The organism is Thiothrix unzii, assembly GCF_017901175.1.
Lineage (GTDB): Bacteria > Pseudomonadota > Gammaproteobacteria > Thiotrichales > Thiotrichaceae > Thiothrix > Thiothrix unzii.
On the sequence record NZ_CP072793.1, the window covers coordinates 2267897 to 2287700 of the forward strand.

Annotated in this window: 20 protein-coding genes; 4 read left to right on the forward strand and 16 right to left on the reverse strand. The window is 52.2% G+C overall.

Features of this window, described 5'->3' with window-relative positions; translation table 11 throughout:
• The 14 genes from J9260_RS11290 to murA all read right to left on the reverse strand — a co-directional run bounded on the left by J9260_RS11290 (position 1) and on the right by murA (position 12667).
• Complete coding sequence (locus J9260_RS11290; RefSeq protein ID WP_210217866.1) at positions 1 to 225, reverse strand: cbb3-type cytochrome oxidase subunit 3; 225 nt, start codon at positions 223 to 225, stop codon at positions 1 to 3.
• A 45-nt stretch (positions 226 to 270) separates the two neighbouring features.
• Entirely contained in the window at positions 271 to 1029 is a 759-nt protein-coding gene (gene ccoO / locus J9260_RS11295; protein WP_210217867.1) for a cytochrome-c oxidase, cbb3-type subunit II, read from the reverse strand.
• Positions 1030 to 1047: 18 nt separating this feature from the next.
• A complete protein-coding gene (ccoN, locus tag J9260_RS11300; protein ID WP_210217868.1) occupies positions 1048 to 2493 on the reverse strand; it encodes a cytochrome-c oxidase, cbb3-type subunit I in 1446 nt (481 codons plus the stop codon).
• Between the two features lie 152 nt (positions 2494 to 2645).
• A complete protein-coding gene (locus J9260_RS11305) occupies positions 2646 to 3005 on the reverse strand; it encodes a diacylglycerol kinase (RefSeq protein ID WP_210217869.1) in 360 nt (119 codons plus the stop codon).
• A gap of 8 nt (positions 3006 to 3013) precedes the next feature.
• Positions 3014 to 5611, reverse strand: coding sequence for a DEAD/DEAH box helicase (locus J9260_RS11310; protein ID WP_210217870.1), 2598 nt, complete (start codon positions 5609 to 5611; stop codon positions 3014 to 3016).
• Positions 5611 to 5856: a DUF2442 domain-containing protein gene (locus J9260_RS11315; RefSeq protein ID WP_210217871.1), complete on the reverse strand. Its 246-nt coding sequence runs from the start codon at positions 5854 to 5856 to the stop codon at positions 5611 to 5613. Before J9260_RS11315 ends, J9260_RS11310 begins: the two co-directional genes overlap by 1 nt.
• On the reverse strand, positions 5834 to 6067 hold the full coding sequence (locus tag J9260_RS11320) for a DUF4160 domain-containing protein (RefSeq protein WP_210217872.1): 234 nt from the start codon (positions 6065 to 6067) through the stop codon (positions 5834 to 5836). The genes J9260_RS11315 and J9260_RS11320 overlap by 23 nt, the downstream gene beginning before the upstream one ends.
• A gap of 81 nt (positions 6068 to 6148) precedes the next feature.
• On the reverse strand, positions 6149 to 6550 hold the full coding sequence (locus J9260_RS11325) for a putative toxin-antitoxin system toxin component, PIN family (RefSeq protein ID WP_210217873.1): 402 nt from the start codon (positions 6548 to 6550) through the stop codon (positions 6149 to 6151).
• A 23-nt stretch (positions 6551 to 6573) separates the two neighbouring features.
• A complete protein-coding gene (locus J9260_RS11330) occupies positions 6574 to 6783 on the reverse strand; it encodes a hypothetical protein (protein ID WP_202716815.1) in 210 nt (69 codons plus the stop codon).
• A gap of 62 nt (positions 6784 to 6845) precedes the next feature.
• Positions 6846 to 8363: a site-specific DNA-methyltransferase gene (locus J9260_RS11335; protein ID WP_210217874.1), complete on the reverse strand. Its 1518-nt coding sequence runs from the start codon at positions 8361 to 8363 to the stop codon at positions 6846 to 6848.
• 30 nt (positions 8364 to 8393) lie between these two features.
• Positions 8394 to 9698: a histidinol dehydrogenase gene (gene hisD / locus J9260_RS11340; RefSeq protein ID WP_210217875.1), complete on the reverse strand. Its 1305-nt coding sequence runs from the start codon at positions 9696 to 9698 to the stop codon at positions 8394 to 8396.
• A gap of 2 nt (positions 9699 to 9700) precedes the next feature.
• Entirely contained in the window at positions 9701 to 10762 is a 1062-nt protein-coding gene (gene aroG, locus J9260_RS11345) for a 3-deoxy-7-phosphoheptulonate synthase AroG (protein WP_210217876.1), read from the reverse strand.
• Positions 10759 to 11403: an ATP phosphoribosyltransferase gene (gene hisG, locus J9260_RS11350; RefSeq protein WP_246499771.1), complete on the reverse strand. Its 645-nt coding sequence runs from the start codon at positions 11401 to 11403 to the stop codon at positions 10759 to 10761. Before hisG ends, aroG begins: the two co-directional genes overlap by 4 nt.
• Before the next feature lie 4 nt (positions 11404 to 11407).
• Complete coding sequence (gene murA, locus J9260_RS11355; RefSeq protein ID WP_210217878.1) at positions 11408 to 12667, reverse strand: UDP-N-acetylglucosamine 1-carboxyvinyltransferase; 1260 nt, start codon at positions 12665 to 12667, stop codon at positions 11408 to 11410.
• A gap of 220 nt (positions 12668 to 12887) precedes the next feature.
• Between murA and J9260_RS11360 the strand changes: the two genes are divergently transcribed.
• Complete coding sequence (locus tag J9260_RS11360; RefSeq protein ID WP_246499413.1) at positions 12888 to 15368, forward strand: CBM9 family sugar-binding protein; 2481 nt, start codon at positions 12888 to 12890, stop codon at positions 15366 to 15368.
• Between the two features lie 19 nt (positions 15369 to 15387).
• Here the strand turns inward: J9260_RS11360 and J9260_RS11365 are convergent, their stop codons facing one another.
• Both J9260_RS11365 and J9260_RS11370 read right to left on the reverse strand, forming a co-directional pair.
• A complete protein-coding gene (locus J9260_RS11365; protein ID WP_210217879.1) occupies positions 15388 to 15894 on the reverse strand; it encodes a hypothetical protein in 507 nt (168 codons plus the stop codon).
• 87 nt (positions 15895 to 15981) lie between these two features.
• On the reverse strand, positions 15982 to 17331 hold the full coding sequence (locus J9260_RS11370) for a TrpB-like pyridoxal phosphate-dependent enzyme (protein ID WP_210217880.1): 1350 nt from the start codon (positions 17329 to 17331) through the stop codon (positions 15982 to 15984).
• A gap of 125 nt (positions 17332 to 17456) precedes the next feature.
• Here J9260_RS11370 and J9260_RS11375 point away from each other — a divergent pair, with 125 nt between their 5' ends.
• The 3 genes from J9260_RS11375 to J9260_RS11385 all read left to right on the forward strand — a co-directional run bounded on the left by J9260_RS11375 (position 17457) and on the right by J9260_RS11385 (position 19516).
• Positions 17457 to 17576 carry a UPF0175 family protein gene (locus J9260_RS11375; protein WP_210217881.1) on the forward strand — a complete coding sequence of 40 codons (120 nt, stop codon included), beginning with the start codon at positions 17457 to 17459 and terminating at the stop codon, positions 17574 to 17576.
• Positions 17569 to 17739 carry a PIN domain-containing protein gene (locus tag J9260_RS11380; RefSeq protein ID WP_210217882.1) on the forward strand — a complete coding sequence of 57 codons (171 nt, stop codon included), beginning with the start codon at positions 17569 to 17571 and terminating at the stop codon, positions 17737 to 17739. The genes J9260_RS11375 and J9260_RS11380 overlap by 8 nt, the downstream gene beginning before the upstream one ends.
• A 109-nt stretch (positions 17740 to 17848) precedes the next feature.
• Positions 17849 to 19516, forward strand: a complete 1668-nt coding sequence (locus J9260_RS11385) for a glutamine--tRNA ligase/YqeY domain fusion protein (protein ID WP_210217883.1) — start codon at positions 17849 to 17851, stop codon at positions 19514 to 19516.
• The last annotated feature ends 288 nt before the right edge of the window (positions 19517 to 19804 follow it).

Below are 19804 nucleotides of genomic sequence, written 5' to 3' on the forward strand. Positions count from 1 at the left end.
CTATTTCTCACCTTTAGCTTGGGAAGCTTCTGCGGCTTTTACCCTACGGTCTGCCTCGTCTTCGTCCATCAGCGGGACGTAGCGATACGACTCAAGCCGCTCGCTACGTTTCCGACTGGAATACACGTAAATGACGATGCCCACAAAGGTCGTGAAAAAAATCAGCAACGCAACAGTTTTGCTATTACCTAGATCTAAGATCCATGTCCAGAATTCTGTCAGCATTTGATCCTCACTTTGTCAGCAGAAGCCACTATCCAGTAGCACAAATTAACGGAATTGGATGAAGTGATCTTCATCGAACTTGCTGAAATCAACCATCGTACCCAACACTTGCAGGTAAGCAACCAGCGCGTCCATTTCACTGACGTTTGCCGGATTGCCATCGTAGTTACCCGCTTGCGCTTGAGCCAACAAGTTAGCTTCTGCCGTGTTGATGTCGAGGGTTTTCGCAACCGCTTCACCAAACTTCTTCACATTGGCTTCGTATTCAGTAGTTGTTTGTGAGTAAGGCACGCCTACCCGCTTCAACGCAATCATACGATCCTGAATGTCAGAGGTATCCAATGCCGTTTTCTGCAACCAAGGGTAGTTAGGCATGATGGACTCAGGCACAACCGAACGAGGTGCAGTTAAATGCTGTACTTGCCATTCGTTAGAGTATTTACCACCAACACGCGCCAAGTCCGGGCCAGTACGCTTGGAACCCCATTGGAATGGGTGATCGTACTTGGATTCAGCCGCCAGTGAATAGTGACCGTAACGCAGGTCTTCATCACGGAACGGACGAATCATCTGAGAGTGGCAAGTGTAGCAACCTTCACGGATGTAAATGTCACGACCACGTTGTTCCAATGGTGAGTAAGGACGAACCACGTCAAAACCCGTTACCGGATCTTTCACGTCTTCGACTGTCTCATTGATGTAATGCAATGGAACAATTTCAACCAAACCACCGATACTAATCGCAACCAACGTCAGGACGATCAACATCCCAGAGTTCGTTTCGATACTTTCATGTTTAAACATATCTCAACTCTCCCTTAATTACGCTTTAGCCGCAGCAGCAACAGAAACGCTCTCTTCTTGCTTCGCACGGGTTACGGTCATATAGATGTTATAAGCCATAATCAACATACCAGACAGGAAGAACAAGCCACCTACCGCACGCGCAACCAATGGGCCATGCATGAAGACGACGGTTTCAACGAAGGTGTACGCCAAGTTGCCGTACTCATCGAATGCACGCAGCATCAAACCTTGACCGATACCTGATACCCACAATGCTGTGATGTACAAAATAGTACCGATAGTCGCCAAGAAGAAATGCGTGTAAACCAACTTCATGCTATGCAGCGTAGTGTTCCACAGACGTGGAATCATGTGATAGAAGGAAGCGATAGAGATCATAGCCACCCAGCCCAATGCGCCGGAGTGAACGTGACCAACAGTCCAGTCAGTGTAGTGAGACAGCGCGTTAACGCTCTTCAATGACATCATCGGGCCTTCAAACGTAGACATACCGTAGAACGACAATGCTGTGATCATGAACATCATGATTGGGTCAGTACGCAATTTATCCCATGCACCAGAAAGGGTCATGATACCGTTGATCATACCACCCCAAGATGGCATCAACAGCAGGATAGAGAACGTCGCTGCCAAGGTAGACGTCCAGTCAGGAATTGCAGTCCAGTGCAGGTGGTGAGTACCTACCCACATATACATGAAGCTTAATGCCCAGAAGTGGATGATAGACAAACGGTAAGAATAAACCGGACGACCAGCTTGCTTAGGTACGAAGTAATACATCATCCCCAAGAATGCCGCTGTCAGGAAGAAACCTACTGCGTTGTGACCATACCACCACTGTGTCATTGCATCTTGCGCACCGGAGAACAAGCTGTAAGAAACAGGCGAAGTCAAGCTAATGGGCACTGCCAAGTTGTTGAAAATGTGCAGCAATGCCGTTGCCAAGATGAACGACATATAGAACCAGTTAGCCACATAAATGTGAGGCTGGTTACGCTTCATCAAGGTGATAGTGAAGATCAGGAAGTAAACGACCCAAACCACAGTAATCGCAATGTCAACGAACCAAACTGGCTCTGCGTATTCACGACCTTGAGTGTAACCTTGCAGGTACAACAAACCAGCCACTAAAACAGATAAGTTCCAGCCCCAGAAGGTAAAGTTAGGCCAGAAAGTGCCGCCTGCTAAACGAGTTTGGCAAGTACGTTGGATAACATAGTAAGAAGTCGCAAACAGTGCGTTACCACCGAAACCGAAGATAACACCACTGGTGTGCAGCGGACGCAACCGCCCGAAAGTGATCTGAGCCACATCAAAGTTCAGGAAAGGCCATGCCAATTCTGACGCGATATAGACCCCGGCAGTCATGCCAAGAATACCCCAGATAATTGAAACTATCGCGAATTTCTTCACGATATCATAGTTGTATTGCTCCGAGGAGAGTGCAGCACTATGAGCCATCGTATGCCCTCAAGTAACAAGATTGAAAAATGGAAAAGTTGTATAACTCGGCAAGCATACAGCAAAAAACCACTTAAGAAAACGTTAATACTGCGTGAAAACACACACTCCATTGGGGTATATAAAGCATCGCGCCTCTAATTTGACCTAGATCAAGAAAGCATGAAAATCCAGATTAAGATTGCATTTAAAATAGCCAAAGTAACCGCAGCAGACCCCATATCTTTGGCACGTCCTGAGAGTTTATGAGGTTCCATTCCGGTACGATCCACCACTGCCTCCACCGCAGAATTCAACAACTCCACGATCAACAGCAGCAAAACACTGCCTATCATTAAGGCTTTTTCCACACTATTTTCGCCAAACCACAAAGCCAGCGGAATGGCAAGGATAATTAACCACACCTCCTGGCGAAATGCTTCCTCGTGTTTATAGGCAGCACGGAAACCTTGCCATGAATATTGGGCTGCTTTAATGATTCGGGTGAGTCCGGTGTTACCGCTGTAAGCCATGTGTGTTCCTAATGAAAAAGCTGATTAAGTTGTTGGTAAATGTTCTTGCCTTGCGCATCTTTTGCCAAGGCCAGCAGAAATAATCCGCCACTTTGTTGCGCCCACTGTTGACCAACCGCCGCTTTTTCGCGGGCATCGTCAGCGGTTTGCAGGTATTCACCTTTGTATTCCACTACCACAGTACGCCCGTCGTGGAGTTCGGCGATAAAATCGGGGTAGAAATAGCCGCGAGCAAGGGGCAAACGGAACGATGCCGCTTCGCGGTTAACCAAGTTGCGTATCCAGTGTTTGACCTGCGGATGCTGGTCGAGGGCTTGGGCACATTCAAATTCTTCGCCACTACTGCTCAGGTCTTCGATCACCGGGTAATAGTGTTTGGTAAACGCATATTTGCCCCGGTAAAACGGCACTCGTGCCGGATACACATCGGGTTTAAAGGTGTATTGATACGTTTCTGACACGCCTAACAAGCTGGAATCTTCAAACAACCAATGCTGGAAACCCCGCTCCGCCGCCTTGTGACGGCAAAACGCGATGCGGTCTTTAATGGCACGCGCCAGCAGGAATTTGCTGCGCACCAAAGCAGTGAGGGAAAAGCCGCGCACCTTGGTTAAATGCCCAACCAATTGCACCAGCCAGCGGATCATCTCGCTTGGGCTAACATCGGCTTGGCGCACTTCCCGATCCAGCCAACGCACCAGCACGGTGTCGTCAATGTCGAGTTCGATCAGGTTGAGATTGGGGGTTTCGCCCTGCTCTGCCAGTTTGTAACTGACGTGACCGCCTTGCAGGAATACTTCAAACACGCGCCCGGACTCACGGATTTCAAACTGTGGCAGTTCCACCGGGAAATCCAGCAATGACCAACCGCCTTTGGTGTAAAGGTAGGATTCGGGTTCGAGCAGGCGCAGTTGGTTTTCTTCGCGCACACACAGCAAGGGCAATGGGGCGAACACTTCGCCGCGCATTGCCGGGGCAAGCTGGGCTTTGACGCGCAGGTTGTGCTGTTCCACCTGTTGCTGGACTTCCGCCTTTTGTTTGCCGGTGAAGCCTTGCAGGATCAGCGTTGCGGTCGGTTCGTCAATCAAGCCCGTAACCGCGAGTTGTTCTCCGTTGTTGAGGATGAATTCGCTGAATTCTTCGGCAATCGCAGGGCGTGATGACGGGTATTCCGTGTTATCAAACAGGCTGTACTGGTTGCCGTGTTGCAGGTGTTGCGGCAATTCCAGCGGGTCGAAACCCATGCTTTGCACCATTTTGTCGGTCAGGGCGGCAGCGGCTTTGGCAAAGTTGGGGGAAACCAGATGGGCGTAAGCGCGGTTCAGGGCTTCGTGCTGACGGCGTTGAGCATACGGCATCCGCAACACGCGCCCCAGCAATTGCTCCGCGTCTTTGCTGGATTTTACGTCTTTGACCGAGCAGAACACGTAGGCAAACGAGCAATCCCAGCCCTCTTTCAAGGCTTCCACGGTGATAATGTATTCAATCGGGCAGGCGGGGTTGAACAGGTCAATGCCGTCAAGTTCGCGCTGGTTGCCGGTGACGATGGCGATTTGCGGCGCGGCAATGCCGAGTTGTTCGATCAGGAAGGTTTTCAGCACCTCAAAGGTAACTTCGCCGCTTTTGTTTTCGGCTTGAAACAAGGCAATCGGGCGCACGGAATCGCCGGATTTTACCGCTTCTTGCGCCAGTTGTTTGCGGGTCAACACTGCGTCACGCACCGCGCCGTCCCATTCGTGGTGCTCGGTGAGCATGATCGGCAACTTGATCATATTGGCGGCTTTCAACTGCGAGGCGGAAACGTGATGCAGCACGTTGGAAGCGGATTCGCGGCTGGTATCCGGCGTGGCGGTCAGTTCCAGCACGCACGCGGGGTGGATGCGCTTGAGGGTGTCGAAGGTGAGTTTGGTGCGGGCGTTGTGGGCTTCGTCCATGATCACCAGCGGCTGTTTGAGTGCCAGCAGGTTGGCGAAGGAATATTTGATTTTGCCGAGATTCGCAGCAGTCAAACCGTTGGGCTTGAGGTCGGCTTCGCTGACTTTTTCCAAACGTGCGTCATGGGGGCTGATTCCGGCAAAATGTGGCTCGAAATCTTCGTGGTAGGCGTAGACCTTGCGTCCGCTGGTGTCTTCGACGCGCAGGGTGGCAAGTGTGCCGACCACGATGATGGCTTTGTTGCCAATGTCTTGCTTGCGGATGCGGGTTACGTCGCCGATGTCCAGCACCATTAAACGGTCTACGCCGAACTCATCTTCAAGTGCGGCGCGGTAGGGGTGTCCCGGTTTTTGCAGGGCTTCCAGCGTTTGTTCGCGGATGGTGTTGGTGGGAACGAGCCACAACACAATCGGGTAATCTTGTTCCAGATAGGCGCGTTTGGCGATGCCGACGGCGTAAGAAGCCAGCACGGTTTTGCCGCCGCCCGTAGGCAGGCGCAGGCACACATACGGCACTTGCGCGAAACTGTGGTGCAAATACGGCAGCGGCTGGCGGTTTTGGCGTTGCTGAGCGCGGGTGAACGCCTCCTCCACGGGCATGAGGCGGGCTTCTTCGAGGAATTCACGCAGGATTTGCAGCGTTTCGTTTTGGTAGTTTTTTAGCTCGAACATCAGGCAGCTTGGCGTTGCGGCTGTGTCATCAACATGCTGTCAATGCTCAATTGGTAATCCAGATCAGGCCATTCAATGCCCGTACCCTGACAGATAAAATTATAGTTTTTTAGCTGGATAACAGAAGCCTGCTGCAACTCCCGATACCAGGTCATGGGGGTTAGGATTACCCGCCCATCATCAAGCTCCACATGCAAATAACGTTCGTCGAATCTGACTGATTTACCCTTGGTTAAAGTACTCATCCCACCTTCTCCCGAATTCATCTTGGTTTGCTTCAACAATGGCAAGTGCCTTTTTAAGCTCTTTGGGTTTCATGTGGCTATTTGTCACCAGCAATGTACCCAACTCGATTTTAGCGAAACTGTCGCCTTTCATCACATGAATGTGTTTCGGGTCATGTTCGTTCGCATAGAAGAAGAACCTGAAACCCTCCTCAACTAATAGTGTTGGCATTTATTGTCCCTTGATATTCTTAGACTTTACCAAATTACCCCACCCGCACATCATACGGTATCTGCTTAAACCTGCTGTGGGTTAAAGATCGAGAAATGCTTTCGCCGTCACGATGGGGATACTCTGAAATACCTTCATATCCAGCAAGTCCTTGTCACCGCTGATTAAGTATGTCGCTTGACTAGCCACCGCTAATGACAAAAACATATCGTCTTTCGGATCGCGGCAAGCTCTCACCTCAAGGGTTGGCTCAATTTGTTGGGCTTGCAGCGCAAATCGCTGGATAAACGCTGCGCGATTTTTGGTACTAACGTAACGGTCAAATTTGGGCAACGCCAATTTAGCAATAAGCTCTTGCAAGGTTGCTGCGCTGTAAATAACCCTTCCCTGCCGAAAGGCTTTTTGAACAGCCTGACCGGGCGTGGAATGGACTGACAAGGCGTAGCTGATAAGAATATTGGTATCAACAACAAAAGCAGGCATTTATTTTCCTTTTCGACAACGAGTCAGTCTTGCAGCAGCTCTTGCAGTTTTTCGTCAGTTAACCCATTTCGTTTGGCTTCGGCGGTCATTTCCGTCGCTATTTCGTCCAAGTTACGCTTATCCCCCAACATCAGCAGCGCAAGTTGTAAGGCATTGAGAATAAAATTATCTCGATTCGGTAGCTGGGCTACCCTGTTGCCGATGTCGTTAGGCAATTCAATCGTGAGTTGCATCGTCATTTCCTCGGTTACAATCTATTGGCTCATGATAGCCAGTTTTACAGGAATCAGCTAATTCACCCCACCCGCACATCATACGGTATCTGCTTAAACGTTATTCCTTCCGCTGCCAGTCGCCCTGCCCCGAAGCGGCTGGTTTCGCCGTAAATCACGCGCTTGCCGGGGTGTTTGGGCAACCCGTCCAGCACGGTTTGGGTGAGGACGTTGCCACTTTGCGGGCGGCGGTCGCCGAGGATGCCGTTGTAGAGCAAGTAATACGCTGTGCCGTCGTGGATGCCAAGCAAGGGGGAAAGCGTGTCTGGGGCGATCCACGGGGTGCGGGTTTCCAGATACCAGACGTAGGCGGCGAGGGTGGGGAAACGAATGGCTTTGTCGATCATGCCGTACTCGTCGAATACGGTTGCGCCGAGGCGACAGAAGGTGAATCCGCCGCCGCCCTGCCAGTTGACGGCTTTGGAAATGCCGCCTTGTTCGCCGTCCACCACTTTTTGCAGGCGCGGCTGGCAATGCGTCACCGCGTGGTCGCCCATTTCTACGCCGATGTAGTGCCGCCCCATTTTGTGCGCTACCGCTGCGGTCGTGCCTGACCCCAAAAACGAATCCAGCACCCAATCGCCCGGATTCGTCGCAATATGCAAAATCCGCTCAATCAACCGCTCCGGCTTCGGTGTTGCGAACACATTTCTTTCTTCAGGAAAGAGTGCTTTCAATTCACGTTTGCCATCTTCATTTTTGGCAACATCACCACTCCACCAAGTGGTAGGCACAAGCCCACCACGAATTTCAGTAAGAAACCGCTTGCGCCGAGGCATCGCATCACCATTCGGGCCGAAATAAATCCGGTTTTCCCGAATCAGCGTTTCAAAACTATCTCGCGGAATTGACCAACTACGACCACGAGCAGGCAAAACCTCACGTCCTGATGGAAGTTTTATCGGGTAATAATCTCGCTCACGGTATTCCCTGCGCGTTAAATCGCTGCTTGTCCAAATGCCGCGTGGATCATTATCAACATTCTGGTAACGGTCATCCTGTTCTTCTGTTCGGGGCAAACGATTCATGGTGCAGCGCGAAATATCTTTCGACATCACAACAATATGGTCACTTGTTCCTGATAGAAATGTTGCGTCATTGTCAGGTGAAATGCGCTTTTGCCAAACGACGTTGGCGATGAAGTTTTTGCGCCCGAAAATTTCGTCGAGCATGACTTTGAGGTAGTGGCCTTCGTGGTCGTCGATGGACACCCACAAACTGCCATCTTCGGCGAGGAGGTCACGCAGGAGTTCGAGGCGCGGGTACATCATCGACAGCCATTGGCTGTGTTCGAGGTTGTCGTCGTAATGCTCAAACGCGGAGCGCGTGTTGTACGGTGGGTCGATGTAGATGCACTTAATCCGCCCCGCATACAACGGCAACAACGCTTTGAGTGCTTCCAGATTATCGCCCTGAATCAGCAAATTAGGGTTCGGCATTGCGCCATAACCCAACGCAGGCACGCATTCCAGCAAACGGTATGGCACATGCCGCGCCGTCTGGAGGGATGCGGGTTTATTCAGCCAATCAAGTAATGGCATGAATAGCCTTTAGCCGTATTATCACCGTGCTTACGACTCAATAATCCGGTATTCCGCCGAACGCCCGTGTGCCGTCAAGCCTTCGCCATGTGCCAACACCGAAGCGATTTTGCCCAGTGCCGAAGCCCCTTGCGCAGAACAATCAATCAACGAAGAACGCTTCTGGAAGTCGTAAACCCCCAACGGGCTGGAAAAACGTGCGGTACGCGAAGTCGGCAATACGTGGTTTGGCCCCGCGCAGTAATCGCCCACGGCTTCTGCGGTGTAACGCCCCATGAAAATCGCTCCGGCGTGACGAATTTGCGCTGCCATTTCGCGCGGATTTTCCACTGAAAGCTCCAAGTGTTCCGGCGCGATATAATTGGCGACTTTCACCGCTTCATCCATATCCTGCACCTGAATCAACACCCCACGACCTTCCAGCGATTTGGAAATAATGGTTTTGCGTGGCATTTCTTCCAGCAAGCGTGTGATACTGGCTTTCACTTGTTCGATGAAATCCGCATCCGGGCATACCAAAATGGATTGCGCGTCTTCGTCGTGTTCGGCTTGCGAGAATAAATCCATCGCAATCCAGTCCGGGTTGGTTTTACCGTCACACACCACCAGAATCTCGGAAGGCCCCGCAATCATGTCGATACCAACCGTGCCGTACACCATGCGTTTCGCGGTTGCCACATAAATATTGCCGGGGCCGACCACTTTATCCACCTGCGGCACGGTTTGCGTACCGTAAGCCAACGCCGCCACTGCCTGCGCCCCGCCGATAGCAAATACCCGGTCAACACCCGCAATCGCCGCCGCCGCCAACACCAATTCGTTGACTTCACCATCCGGGGTTGGCACGACCATAATCAACTCTGGCACGCCCGCGACTTTCGCAGGCACAGCATTCATCAGCACCGAGGAAGGATACGCCGCCTTACCACCGGGCACATACAAACCCACCCGATCCAACGCCGTGACCTGTTGACCCAGCAATGTACCATCAGCTTCGGTGTAGCTCCACGAGTCCATTTTCTGGTGTTCCGCATACGCCCGGATGCGTTGCGCGGCCTCTTCCAATGCCGCACGTTGCGCCGCCGGAATCGCTGTCAAGGCAGTTTGTAAACGCGCCAACGGAATTTCCAACTCCGCCATACCCGCCACACTCATGCGGTCAAAACGGTTGGTGTATTCCACCACCGCGTCATCACCGCGTTTGCGCACGTCTTTGAGAATGCCGTTAACCGTGTTGAAAACCGCGTCATCGGAAACGCTATCCCACGCCAGCATCGCGTCCAAGTCTTGCCAGAAGTTCGCGTCACCCGCATTTAACTGTTTGATCGTTAACATACTCAAACCCCTCTACGTTTTTCAACAGCTTCCGCCAACTGGTGCAACATCGCGTCAGTCGTATCCCAGTTAACGCAAGCGTCGGTAATACTTTGCCCGTAAACCAATTCCTCGCGCTTTTTGCCGTCAGCTTTTTGATTGCCTTCGACCAAATGGCTTTCGATCATGACCCCGGCAATCGCTTTGCTACCGCCTGCAATTTGCGCTGCAACATCCGTCGCGACATCCGGTTGACGGCGGTAATCTTTGTAGCTATTGGCATGGCTGAAATCGACCATCAAATACGGTGGCAAATTCACCTTTTTCAGGCTTTCCACCGCAGCGGCAACATTGGCAGCATCGTAATTCGGCTCGCGCCCGCCGCGTAAAATCACATGGCAGTCTTCATTGCCTTTGGTAGCAAAAATCGCCGTGCGCCCTTCCTTCGTAACTGACAGGAAATGGTGCGGACGGCACGCCGCGCCAATCGCATCCACTGCGATATTCAGATTACCATTGGTGCCATTTTTGAACCCAATCGGGCAGGAAATCCCCGAAGACAATTCGCGATGCCCTTGACTTTCGGTCGTCCGCGCCCCAATCGCCGCCCAACTGATCAAATCAGCAATGTATTGCGGGCTGATTAAATCCAAATATTCAGTCGCTGCTGGCATACCCTGATTATTCAAATCCAGCAATAACTTACGCGCAGTACGCAAACCCTTGTTGATGTGGAAACTGTTATCCATATCCGGGTCATTGATCAAACCTTTCCAGCCAACCGTAGTACGCGGCTTTTCAAAGTAAACCCGCATAATGATGTGTAACTGATCTTTCAGGGAATGACGCAAATGCTGCAAACGTGCCGCGTATTCCAACGCCGCATCCACATCATGAATCGAACAAGGCCCGGTAACGACCAGCAAACGATCATCTTTACCGTGCAAAATATCATGCGCAGTCTGACGTGCAAGATAAACCGTTTCGGTTGCCGCATCAGTCAGCGGGTATTCCCGGTGTAAATCCATCGGGGGAGCTAATTCGTGCATACCAATAATGCGCAAATCATCAGTCTGGTATTTCATGAGGCGTTCCTTTGTTCGACCGCGTGCTGAATGTGAGCAATCAACTCGCGGATGGGGGCATGTTTCAATTTCAATGAGGCTTTATTGACGATCAGGCGCGAAGTAATGTCTGCCATGTGCTCCAGCGGGGCTAAACCGTTGGCGCGTAAGGTATTGCCGGTATCCACCACATCCACAATGCAATCCGCCAACCCTACTAACGGAGCCAGCTCCATTGACCCATACAGCTTAATGACATCGACCTGACGACCTTGCTGGGCGAAATACTGACGGGTGCAATTCACAAACTTAGTCGCAACTTTCAAGCCTGATTCCGGTAGCGGACGGTCAGCAAAACCCGCCACCATCAGCTTACAACGCGCAATCTTCAAATCGACCAGCTCGTATAAGTCTTGTCCACCGTGTTCCATCAGCACGTCTTTACCCGCCACACCGAGATCAGCCGCGCCGTATTGCACGTAAGTCGGCACGTCGGTAGCGCGGATAATCACCAGTTTCACGTCTTCACGATTGGTGTCGAGAATCAGTTTACGGCTGGTTTCAGGGTCGTCCAAGGGTTCGATACCGGCGGCTTTTAACAGCGGCGCGGTATCTTTAAATATGCGCCCTTTCGAGAGCGCGATCGTCAAGGTATCTTTCACAATCTTATCCATTGACCCGCTGGATACGCGCACCCAGTCGGGAAAGTTTTTCTTCGATGCGTTCGTAACCACGGTCGGTGTGGTAAATACGATCAATCGTAGTTTTGCCCTGCGCCGCCAAACCCGCCAGCACCAAGGACGCAGACGCGCGTAAATCGGTAGCCATGACCTGCGCCCCCGTTAATGACGGCATCCCCGCCACAATCGCGGTGTTACCTTCCAAACGGATATTCGCCCCTAAACGCATCAATTCCGCCACGTGCATCATGCGGTTCTCGAAAATAGTTTCAACGATTACCCCAATGCCGCGTGATACTGCATTCATTGCCATGAATTGCGCCTGCATATCGGTCGGAAATGCCGGGTACGGGTCAGTGCGAATATCCACCGCTTTTAACATGCGGTCACGCATATCCACTTCAATCCAATCCGCACCGCTAGTGACTAATGCACCCGCTTCGGTAAATTTGTGCAATACAGCATCGAGTGTATCAGGTGCTGCTTTTAAAGTCCTTACACGCCCGCCCGTGATCGCTGCCGCTGCTAAAAACGTGCCGGTTTCAATGCGGTCTGGCAATACGGAATAATCGACACCTTTGAGGCTGGTTACACCTTCGATGGTGATTTTGTCTGTGCCAGCACCCTTGATGTTTGCGCCCATTGCAATCAGGCAGTTGGCAAGGTCAACCACTTCCGGCTCACGCGCCGCATTTTCCAAAACGGTTGTGCCTTCCGCTAAGACCGCTGCCATCAACAGGTTTTCTGTCCCCGTCACGGTCACAATGTCCATGACGATTTTTGCACCCTTGAGGCGACTAGCGGTGGCGCGGATGTAGCCTTCTTCGACCACGATCTTCGCCCCCATCGCTTCCAAGCCAGAGAGGTGGATATTGACGGGGCGCGAACCAATCGCACAACCACCGGGCAGGGACACTTCGGCTTCACCGTAACGTGCAACCATTGGCCCCAACACCAGAATGGAGGCACGCATGGTACGCACCAAATCATACGGCGCGACAAAATGCTGGATGGTGGAAGTGTCGGTATGGACATTGTTGTGTTCATCCGTCTCCACAGTCACGCCCATGCCCGCAATCACCGCAGCCAAGGTGGAAACGTCCTTGAGGCGCGGAACATTACGAATAGTCATGGGAGTTTCTGCCAACAGCGTGGCAGCCAGCAGCGGTAAAACGGCATTCTTCGCGCCGGAGATTTCTACATCCCCATCCAGAGCCAGCCCGCCTTCGATAATCAGCTTTTGCATTGTATTAAGATCCGATTCAGTCGCTTGTCAGCAAAAGGATGGAATAATAGCGAAAATTGTTGGCGGATTCATCGCGTAGCACAAACTTTCTGTCTTAAGGCAACATTACGGAACTAAACGGGCGCGAAACGCTTCTAATCTTGCACATTGGGGAGCTGATTTGACACGGCGAGGGCAAGCAAAGTGTCAAACGGTAAAAACAAAACTGGGGTCACAATCAATGATGGCAAAATTACGCCGCCCAAGGGGGAGTCGCATCCTTGCGCCCTTCTTGCTGCTGTTGGGCTTAACAGCAACACACCATGCGAATGCGTTTTACAACAGCACATCGGCACTGGGCACGAATACCAACGAAATCATGGAAGATGACGCAAGTGCGCCGTTCATTGATTTAATGAAAATGTCGCTGCCATTCCGTGAAGCACGCCCTCTCACTAAAGGCGAAGTGCAATACGACCGCTACGGCTGGCCGCGCAGCATTGCACCCGGCGGGCAAGCGGGCACACGCATCCTCAATAAACTCCCTGCTGGCACGATTCCGCGTGGCTTTTACAGCGTACTCTACGAAGGCGAAGGCAAGCTCGAATACGGCAACGACGCTTCGCTGGTGGAACACACACCGGGGCGCGATGTGATTTTGATTGACCCCGGCACCGACAATGAACTCAGTGCCACGCTGTACATCAAAGCCACCAACCCCGCCAACCATTTACGCAATATCCGTATTTTGCCGCAGGGTGGGATTTGTGCGAGCAACCCGTTTCAGCGCGTCGCCAGCGCAGGGCAATGCCAAGGCGATTACTGGTCGTTTGAGCAGCATTCCAGCAAAATCATTTTCAACCCGGATTACCTGAAATACATGCGTGATTTCCGCGTGATCCGCTTTATGAATATGAGCGGCATTACCCGTAACCCGGTGTATGCGTGGGAAGACCGCGCCAGCATTGACCAATCCACGTGGGGTGGCGCGGAAGGCATACGCGGCGCACCGATGGAAGTGATGGTGGAGCTGGCGAACCGGTTGCACGCCGACCCGTGGTTTTCATTGCCGCACGCCGCCAGTGACGACTTTATCCGCCGCTTTGCCGATTACGTGAAAGTGCATCTCGACCCCTCGCTGAAAGTGTATGTGGAATACACCAACGAAGCTTGGAACGGCATTTTCAACCAACACGCTTACGTCAAGCAGCAAGGGCAGCGTTTGGGGCTTGACCCCGACCCGCAACAGGCAGCTTATAAGTTCTACTCACAACGCTCAGTGGAAGTGTTCCGTATCTGGGAACAATTATTTGGCAGTAACGAGCGTTTGGTGCGCGTGATGGGTGGCTTAGTGGGCAGCACTCAAATGAGCAAAACCATTTTAAGTCACAATGGCGCGTATCGCTCCACCGATGCTTACGCGGTTGCCCCGTATGTGTACGGCGACACCAATGCATTGCGTCAAGCCCGTAGCGTCAGCGATATTTTCCGCATTATGACCGACCCGAAATACCCGCATTCGTTACCCAATGAGATTGAGTTGATTCGTAAACAGGCGGATGTTACCCGCAGTTTTGGGGTCGATTTAATCGCTTACGAAGGCGGGCAACACTTGGTTGACTGGAATACCAAATCCAACGATCAACACCCTAATAACTTGTTTTACCAAGCCAATCGCCACCCACAGATGGGGGTGATTTACAAACGCTTGCTGGAAGGCTGGCGGCAAGCGGGCGGTAAATTGTTTGTGCATTACACCTCACCACGCATTTACCAAAAATACGGCAGCTTTGGGGCGAAAGAGTTTATTACCCAACCCGATGGAAAAGCACCGAAACACCAGGCGATGATCAATTTTTCACGCAGCAATCCGTGCTGGTGGGCAGGGTGTTCCGGCAATACCTTGGTGCGCCACACCAAACCCGCCACCACGTTGGAGGCGATGAAAACTCAGTCGGAACCGCTGGATGCCACTGCCCCACAACACGAGCCAGTGCATGGCGAACCGCCACCGTTCCCGATGGGCAATACCACACCGGAACAAGAGTTCAGCGGCAACGCCCCCGTCAATCCGCCCCCAGCAGCGCAACGGCTGTTAGTGTCAATGCGGGCTTCCCCCGCTGAACGTTACGTCAACGGCGGTAACGCACTGATTAATTTGCGGCGTAATGGAGCAGACCCTTGGCAAGGCGCGGCGCATTACGTATTGCGCACCGTGGCACACGGCAAAATTGACGGCACGCAAGACCTCGCGGCGTTATGGCAGGCAAGCTGGGATCAAAATAACCTTTACCTGCGCATTGGGGTGGAAGATAACCGCTTTGTCGCCAATACACCCGTGCCTTGGAATAACGATTCCGTCGAAGTGTATTTGGATGCTGATGGCTCATTAAACAGCCAATACGACGGGCGCAACGACTTCCACTTTATCTTTGACATGGCTAACGGCAAAGTCGCACTTGGTAAAAATTCCCCGCCGCAAGAACGCATTGCGATGAATCAGCGGGTTATTCGTGAAGGGGAAGGCTATGTGCTGGAAATCACGCTACCTTGGAATGCGGTGGGAATGTCACCGCGCCCCGGAATGCGCATTGGGCTGGATGTACACGTCAATGACAACGACGGCACACCACAGCGCAAAGGCAAACTCACATGGCGAGCGCGGGAAGATGAAGCCTGGCGCAACCCTTCGCTGTTCGGGCGCGTGATTTTGGGGGAATAATTCCCCCAAGCTGGCGTGGTTAACTGGCGTGTACTTTGCTAATAACCACGACCGGCGATTCGCAGAAAATGGATAACTCAATCGCCGTTTCCACCGACTTTTGCGCGGAATGTCCTAAATGCAGGGCGGCGAGTGCGAAATCCATGCCCGCGCCAATCGCCTCATAGGTCAACACTTCTTCGATAAGCCAATGCTCGACCGCGAAGACTTTCCCCTCAAAACCAATGAGGTAGGAATTCTCGATGCGGGCGTGATTGGCTTTCTTGTTTTTCCACTCGGAAAACTCAGACAAAAACTCCAGCAACGCCTGCTCCGTCGCTGCCGCTGGCTTGCGCGTCAACACGAACAGGCGCAATAAACTGCTCTCTTCCGCCGAACCCACCGCACCAACCACCAAATCATTCACTTCAAACAACTTGGAATGACTGGTATTTTGCCCGCGTGTCTGCGTATGCCCACGCACCGTGATTGAGTCCGCCGCTATCTCATACCCCTCTTTCGTCACCCGACAAGCCACTACCGACATGTTCCACCTCCACTGCGTACAATCGGTGGATTGTAGCGCATTGTGGCGGGGTTGGTGGCAAATCCGAGGGATTTTGCCGCAGCCTGACTAACCGAATTTCGGCAAATGAGCGAGTGATTCCTTGATCGCTTCCTCCGGGTAATCGAAGTCGGTTAAATCACCTTGCAGGTAACGGTCATAAGAGGTCATGTCGAAATGCCCGTGACCTGAGAGGTTGAACAACAAGGTTTTAGCTTCGCCCGTTTTTGCGCAGTTTTGCGCTTCACGAATTGTGGCGGCAATCGCGTGGCAGGATTCAGGAGCGGCGATAATCCCTTCACTTTTCGCAAACAGCACCCCGGCAGCAAAGGTTTCCAGTTGCGGAACGGCGACGGCTTCGATTAAACCTTCGTGATACAACTGACTCACCAGCGCGGATTCGCCGTGGTAACGCAAACCGCCTGCGTGAATTCCCGGCGGCATAAAATCATGCCCCAAGGTGTACATCTTCATCAACGGAGTCAGACCAGCCGTATCACCGTAGTCATAGGTGTAAATGCCTTTGGTCAGCGTTGGGCAGGACGTGGGTTCGACAGCCACCAATCGCACATTTTTACCCGCTGCATTATCGGCTAAGAACGGGAACGCAACACCACCAAAGTTGGAACCACCGCCGCAAGGCGCGAAAATCATGTCGGGGTAATCACCGACCATCGCCAGTTGTTTTTTAGCTTCCAACCCGATAATGGTTTGATGCAGCAATACATGATTGAGGACAGAACCCAAGGCGTAATTGGTGTCCGCGCGGCTGGCGGCCTCTTCCACCGCTTCGGAAATGGCAATCCCTAATGAGCCATTGGAATCGGGATGTGCCGCCAAAATGGCACGCCCAGATGCGGTCATATCGGTGGGGCTGGCGAAAACTTCTGCTCCCCACGTTTGCATCATGGAACGGCGGTAGGGCTTTTGTTCGTAGCTGATTTTGACCATGTAAACCCGCACGTCAATACCAAATATTTGCCCCGCCAAGGCTAATGAACAACCCCATTGACCCGCCCCCGTTTCGGTGGATAAGCGTTTGATGCCTGCTTGCTGGTTGTAATAGGCTTGCGCAATCGCCGTGTTGGGTTTGTGCGAACCCGCCGGACTAACTGCTTCGTTTTTGTAGTAAATTTTCGCGGGGGTGTTGAGGAGCTTTTCAAGGCGATGAGCGCGATACAGCGGCGATGGTCGCCACATGGTCAGGGCTTCACGCACCGGGTCGGGGATTTTGATCCAGCGTTCGGTGCTGACCTCTTGCATGACCAAGGCTTCAGGGAAAATAGCTAACATCGCTTCGGGCGGAACTGGCTTGCCGTCTGGCCCCAAATAGGGCGAAGGTGGGTTGGGCATATCAGCAATCACATTGTACCAATGGGTTGGCATCTCGTTTTCAGGCAGGTAGATTTTGGTGGTCATGCGCGTCTCCTTTTCCGTATGAAGTGTAGGTTTTATATTCCCACTTGCACCAGAAGTGTGCAATGTAAAATGTGGGCAAATCCGCGCAGGTTTTTTGATAGGGGAACATTCCGCTGTCGTCTGGTATGGCGGCTCAACTGGCGGGCATGGAACGAGTAACGTTTTTGCTGAACCTGCACCATTACGGCGTGCCGATGCTGGATTTGCCGATGGATGAACTGGAGGCAGACCTCGCCAATGCTTGAACAGAAAATCATCGTTATCAATACCAGTCCACTGATTGCGCTAGTCGCAGCGTGGGGTACGCTTGAGCCGTTGCTTAGCCTACATGCTGCGGTACATGTTCCGGCTGAGGTGGCAGAAGAAATTTGCCGGGGTGGTGACACGACAGTTTTCCCCTATAGCTAAACACTAACTCCCACCAGCAACCGAACTGTTCAAGAAATTCGTGACTGGACATCACCCACGCTTAATAGTCTAATTCCCCCATTGAAATAACACACAAGAAGCTAGAGCCATGAGCGAGACTGTCAGACCCCTCAACTTCATTGAACGAATCATCGAAGAAGACCTTAACAGCGGTAAAGTCACCGCAATTCGTACCCGTTTTCCGCCCGAACCCAACGGTTATCTGCATTTGGGTCATGCCAAATCCATTTGGCTGAATTTTGGGTTGGCGCAACGCTACGGCGGCAAATGCAACCTGCGGATGGACGACACCAACCCTGCCAAGGAAGAGGAAGAATACGTCGACTCCATCCAGCACGATGTGCAGTGGCTCGGTTATCAGTGGGATGGTGAAGTGCATTACGCTTCGGATTACTTCGATCAGTTACACGCTTGGGCGGTGTATTTAATTGAACAAGGCAAAGCCTTTGTGTGCGATTTAAACGCCGAACAAATGCGCGAATACCGTGGCACACTGACCGAACCCGGCAAGGAAAGCCCGTTCCGCACCCGCTCTGTTGAAGACAATCTCGCGCTGTTTGAAAAAATGCGGGTGGGCGAATTTGAGGAAGGCGCGTGCTGTTTGCGTGCCAAAATCGACATGGCTTCCGCGAATATCAATTTGCGTGACCCGGTGTTGTACCGCATCAAAAAGGCCAGCCATCACCAAACTGGCGATAAATGGTGCATTTACCCATCTTACGATTACGCCCACGGGCAAAGTGACGCGATTGAAGGCATTACCCATTCGATTTGCACCCTCGAATTTGAATCGCACCGCCCGTTGTATGACTGGTGCATTCAAAATTTACCTGTGCCTGCGGAACCGCATCAATACGAATTTTCGCGCCTCAACGTCAATTACACCGTCACCAGCAAGCGCAAACTCAAGCAATTGGTGGATGAAAACCACGTCGCTGGCTGGGATGACCCGCGTATGCCCACCATCGCGGGGATGCGTCGGCGCGGCTATACCCCCAAAGCGTTGCGTGATTTTTGCGAAATGGCAGGTGTAACCAAGGTCGAAGGCGTGGTCGACATCAGCATGTTGGAACACGCGATTCGCAACGATTTAAACGACAACTCGCCGCGTGCTATGTGTGTATTACACCCGCTCAAAGTGATCCTGACCAATTACCCGGAAGGTCAAACCGAAACCATTACCGCGCCCGTGCATCCGCAACGTGAAGACATGGGAACGCGGGCGTTGCCGTTCGGACGCGAAATTTTCATCGACCAAGACGACTTCCGCGAAGAAGCCAACAAGCAGTACAAACGTTTGGTAAAAGGCAAGCGCGTGCGTCTGCGTAATGCTTATGTGATTGAAGCCGATGAAGCCGTAAAAGACGCAGCGGGCAATATTATTGCAGTCCATGCCCGCGTGATTGAAGACACATTGGGCAAAGATCCAGCCGATGGCGTGAAAGCCAAAGGGGTCATCCACTGGGTAGCCGCGCACGACAATCTGGATTGCGAAGTGCGTTTATACGACCGCCTGTTTACCGACGTAGCCCCGGATGCGGGTGGTAAAAACTACCTCGATTACCTGAACCCCAACAGTTTGGTGATCCTCAGTGGGTGCAAAGCCGAAAAAAGTCTAGCAACCGCTGGCTTAGAAGACCGCTTCCAGTTCGAGCGCGAAGGCTACTTTACCCTTGATAACAAACACACGAATGCCGACAGCGCAGTATTTAACCGCATCATCGGCTTGAAAGATACTTGGGAAAAGGTAGCGTAAGCTGCGTGTTCTAACCCGTGCTGCGGAACAAGTTTCCGCACGCATGGCAGCGGAATAGCCCGCAATTACGCGCACTGAATAACCGCCGCAGCCAAGATTGCTGGGCGACTCGTGCTGTCCCACCGCATTGGGGGCAGGTTGCTACATTAGGTGTACCGTGGCTAGTTTGTGCCGATCTACCAAAGTTGCTACTTCTGAACATCCTTGTCATCATTTCGCGCCTTGATCTGTTATTGATGAATATGCGTTAATCTTATAGCACATCTTGTTGCAAGCCGTTCTAGCATT

Excerpts from the sequence above, each read along its gene's own strand:
- hisD (WP_210217875.1), bottom strand. The coding sequence starts at position 9,698 with ATGTTAACGATCAAACAGTTAAATGCGGGTGACGCGAACTTCTGGCAA.
- J9260_RS11360 (WP_246499413.1), top strand. The coding sequence starts at position 12,888 with ATGATGGCAAAATTACGCCGCCCAAGGGGGAGTCGCATCCTTGCGCCC.
- J9260_RS11315 (WP_210217871.1), bottom strand. The coding sequence starts at position 5,856 with ATGAGTACTTTAACCAAGGGTAAATCAGTCAGATTCGACGAACGTTAT.
- aroG (WP_210217876.1), bottom strand. The coding sequence starts at position 10,762 with ATGAAATACCAGACTGATGATTTGCGCATTATTGGTATGCACGAATTA.
- ccoN (WP_210217868.1), bottom strand. The coding sequence starts at position 2,493 with ATGGCTCATAGTGCTGCACTCTCCTCGGAGCAATACAACTATGATATC.
- J9260_RS11320 (WP_210217872.1), bottom strand. The coding sequence starts at position 6,067 with ATGCCAACACTATTAGTTGAGGAGGGTTTCAGGTTCTTCTTCTATGCG.
- J9260_RS11330 (WP_202716815.1), bottom strand. The coding sequence starts at position 6,783 with ATGCAACTCACGATTGAATTGCCTAACGACATCGGCAACAGGGTAGCC.
- J9260_RS11305 (WP_210217869.1), bottom strand. The coding sequence starts at position 3,005 with ATGGCTTACAGCGGTAACACCGGACTCACCCGAATCATTAAAGCAGCC.
- murA (WP_210217878.1), bottom strand. The coding sequence starts at position 12,667 with ATGCAAAAGCTGATTATCGAAGGCGGGCTGGCTCTGGATGGGGATGTA.
- J9260_RS11365 (WP_210217879.1), bottom strand. The coding sequence starts at position 15,894 with ATGTCGGTAGTGGCTTGTCGGGTGACGAAAGAGGGGTATGAGATAGCG.
- J9260_RS11310 (WP_210217870.1), bottom strand. The coding sequence starts at position 5,611 with ATGTTCGAGCTAAAAAACTACCAAAACGAAACGCTGCAAATCCTGCGT.
- J9260_RS11370 (WP_210217880.1), bottom strand. The coding sequence starts at position 17,331 with ATGACCACCAAAATCTACCTGCCTGAAAACGAGATGCCAACCCATTGG.
- J9260_RS11385 (WP_210217883.1), top strand. The coding sequence starts at position 17,849 with ATGAGCGAGACTGTCAGACCCCTCAACTTCATTGAACGAATCATCGAA.
- J9260_RS11380 (WP_210217882.1), top strand. The coding sequence starts at position 17,569 with ATGCTTGAACAGAAAATCATCGTTATCAATACCAGTCCACTGATTGCG.
- J9260_RS11335 (WP_210217874.1), bottom strand. The coding sequence starts at position 8,363 with ATGCCATTACTTGATTGGCTGAATAAACCCGCATCCCTCCAGACGGCG.
- J9260_RS11290 (WP_210217866.1), bottom strand. The coding sequence starts at position 225 with ATGCTGACAGAATTCTGGACATGGATCTTAGATCTAGGTAATAGCAAA.
- J9260_RS11375 (WP_210217881.1), top strand. The coding sequence starts at position 17,457 with ATGGCGGCTCAACTGGCGGGCATGGAACGAGTAACGTTTTTGCTGAAC.
- ccoO (WP_210217867.1), bottom strand. The coding sequence starts at position 1,029 with ATGTTTAAACATGAAAGTATCGAAACGAACTCTGGGATGTTGATCGTC.
- J9260_RS11325 (WP_210217873.1), bottom strand. The coding sequence starts at position 6,550 with ATGCCTGCTTTTGTTGTTGATACCAATATTCTTATCAGCTACGCCTTG.